This window comes from Pseudomonas sp. RA_35y_Pfl2_P32, from assembly GCF_963970735.1.
Classification (GTDB): Bacteria; Pseudomonadota; Gammaproteobacteria; order Pseudomonadales; family Pseudomonadaceae; genus Aquipseudomonas.
The window spans coordinates 1-573 of record NZ_CAXAQF010000153.1 but is presented as its reverse complement, the minus strand read 5'-3'; the positions used below and the strand labels follow the sequence as shown (position 1 = coordinate 573).

The following is a 573-nucleotide window of genomic DNA, read 5'->3' as shown; positions in this document are numbered from 1 at the left end:
GCCATCGATCGTGACCGCGTTGGTGACACCCATCACCTGTGCGATCGAGGAGGATTTGGCCACCATGGTCGGGTGCACGCGCTGCTCGATGCCCTTGGCGGTGCGAACCGCAACGCCGAGCAGTTTGAGGCGGTAGCCGAGCTCGTCGGCCGCGCGCAGGTCTTCCGGCGCGATGGAGGAGATGCCTTCGACATACACGGCACTTTGAGCAACTATCGTGCCGAAGGCGAGGCTGGCCAGAATGGCGAGCTTCTGCGCGGTGTCGTGGCCGTCGACATCGACGACGCCAAACTCGCGCTCGCGGAGCGACTGGGCGCGGATCTCACCGTCAACGCGCGCAACTTCGACCCTGCCGCATTCATCAAGAAGGAGATCGGTGGCGCCCATGGCGCACTTGTCACAGCAGTGTCGCCGATCGCATTCCAGCAAGCACTCGGCATGGTCAGGCGGGGAGGCACGGTGGCGTTGAACGGGCTTCCGCCAGGCGACTTTCCGCTGTCGATTTTCGACACGGTCCTGAACGGGATCACTGTTCGTGGCTCCATCGTCGGCACGCGGCTCGATCTGCAGGAA

Annotated in this window: 2 pseudogenes; one reads left to right on the top strand and one right to left on the bottom strand. The window is 64.0% G+C overall.

The annotated features are described in order from the left end of the window. Window positions 1-240: pseudogene (locus AACY45_RS27595) on the bottom strand (homoserine dehydrogenase); the annotation flags it as partial. A 21-nt stretch (window positions 241-261) separates the two neighbouring features. On the opposite strand from AACY45_RS27595, the pseudogene AACY45_RS27590 reads away from it, so the two are divergent. Beyond that, window positions 262-573, top strand: a pseudogene (locus AACY45_RS27590) (zinc-binding dehydrogenase); the annotation flags it as partial.